We start from the raw sequence: 1737 nt of genomic DNA, 5'->3' as shown, positions 1-1737 counted from the left end.
TGGTTTAAGCTGTTACATCAAATTCAAAAAAACCGAGCGGTCATTGCAGCACAGGGGTTTGAAGTCATTGTCAAGCCTCTACCCGCGGCTGATTGAGATGGGTGCAAGATCTCAGCCATTAAGGAACGGAAGCGTTCGTTAAGAAAAAAAGAAACACAAAGTTAAGAGACATAGCAGTGTTCTACAGTGAAGTCAATGCCCTGACAGCAAAGACCGATTTATCACTGGTGCGTCAGCGCCCGTATCTCAGCCTGGTTCTGGAAGGTCGCGATTAAGCCATTGGCGAAGTGAGAACCACTATCCCGTTTAGGAGACTGTATGAGCAACGCCATCCAGGTCAGGGCAGGATTCCAACCATTCTAGGAGGGTCAGTCAATGCCGTCATCACAGCCTGAACTCTCGATGATTAATCCGAATGCTGCGGGCATTGACCTCGGTGCGGATTACCATTGGGTCAGCGTTCCAGAGGGGCGAGACAGTGAGTGCGTTCGCCGCTTTGGGTGTTTTACCGCTGACCTGTATGCGATGGCAGACTGGCTCAAACAGTGTGACATTGACACTGTGGTGATGGAAGCAACGGGAGTGTATTGGATTGCAGTGTTTCAGATTCTCGAAACGCAAGGCTTTGAGGTCAAGTTAGTCAACGCTCGACAGGTAAAAACCGTGCCGGGACGCAAAAGTGATGTGCTCGATTGTCAATGGTTGCGGCAGCTCCATCGTTATGGCTTACTCGCAGGCTCCTTTCGTCCTGATGACCAAATCTGTGTACTCCGTAGCTACATCCGCCAACGCGATACCTTAATCAAGAGTGCCAGTACTCACATTCAACGGATGCAAAAAGCCTTGACCCAGATGAATGTGCAACTGCACCGGGTGATTAGCGATATCAGCGGCACAACTGGGCTTGCCATCATTCGAGCAATTGTGTCTGGCGAGCGAGACTTGCACAAACTCGCAGCACTTAAAGATCGCCGCATTCATGCCAGTACTGACGAGATTGCGGCGGCATTAAACGGCGACTATCGCCCGGAACTGGTGTTTGTGTTGCATCAGGAGTTACAACTCTACGATGTCTTTCAAACCCAGATTGCTGCCTGTGATGCTGAAGTCGAAGCCTGCCTCAATCAGTTCGCAGACCGCATTGAGGTTGCCACAAACCCCTTACCTGCTGCTAAACGACGCGGAAAAAAGCAACCCGGAAATGCACCGCGCTTTGATTTGCGAACGCATTTGTACCGGATCAGTGGCGTGGACTTCACTCACGTCGATGGCTTTGGAGTCCTCACCGTCCTGACGCTGTTGTCCGAGTTGGGACTAGACCCGTCAAAATTTCCCTCGGCTAAGCATTTTGCCTCTTGGTTAGGGCTGTGTCCCGGCAGTCGCATCACGGGCGGCAAGCGCAAAAGTTCGCAGACTCGCCAAGTCGCCAATCGAGTTGCAACGGCGCTGCGGATGGCAGCGCAAACCCTGGTGCGGTCGCATTCTGCCTTGGGCGCATTTTACCGGCGGATGCAAGCGAAACTCGGCGCACCCAAAGCGATTACAGCAACGGCTCACAAACTCGCTCGCATCTTCTATCACCTGTGGACTTCAGGTGGTGCGTTTGTCGATCCGGGCATGGAAACTTACGAGCAGCAGTATCAGGAACGAATGGTCAAAAACCTCAAGAAAAAGGCGATGGCGCTTGGATTTGACCTCGTTGCTAAACCTGCTCTCCCGGAGTGTGTTTCTTAGGAG

Annotated in this window: 1 protein-coding gene; it reads left to right on the top strand. The window is 52.0% G+C overall.

What is annotated here, in order from left to right:
* Positions 1–375 precede the first annotated feature (375 nt).
* Positions 376–1734 carry an IS110 family RNA-guided transposase gene (locus BRW63_RS26935; RefSeq protein WP_073075372.1) on the top strand — a complete coding sequence of 453 codons (1359 nt, stop codon included), beginning with the start codon at positions 376–378 and terminating at the stop codon, positions 1732–1734.
* Positions 1735–1737: the final 3 nt, after the last annotated feature.

Source organism: Phormidesmis priestleyi ULC007, assembly GCF_001895925.1.
GTDB lineage: Bacteria > Cyanobacteriota > Cyanobacteriia > Leptolyngbyales > Leptolyngbyaceae > Phormidesmis_A > Phormidesmis_A priestleyi_A.
Note: the sequence above shows the minus strand (reverse complement) of the source record. Positions and strands in the feature narration are given on the sequence as shown.

Coding starts and splice junctions, on each gene's coding strand:
- BRW63_RS26935 (WP_073075372.1), top strand. CDS start 376: ATGCCGTCATCACAGCCTGAACTCTCGATGATTAATCCGAATGCTGCG.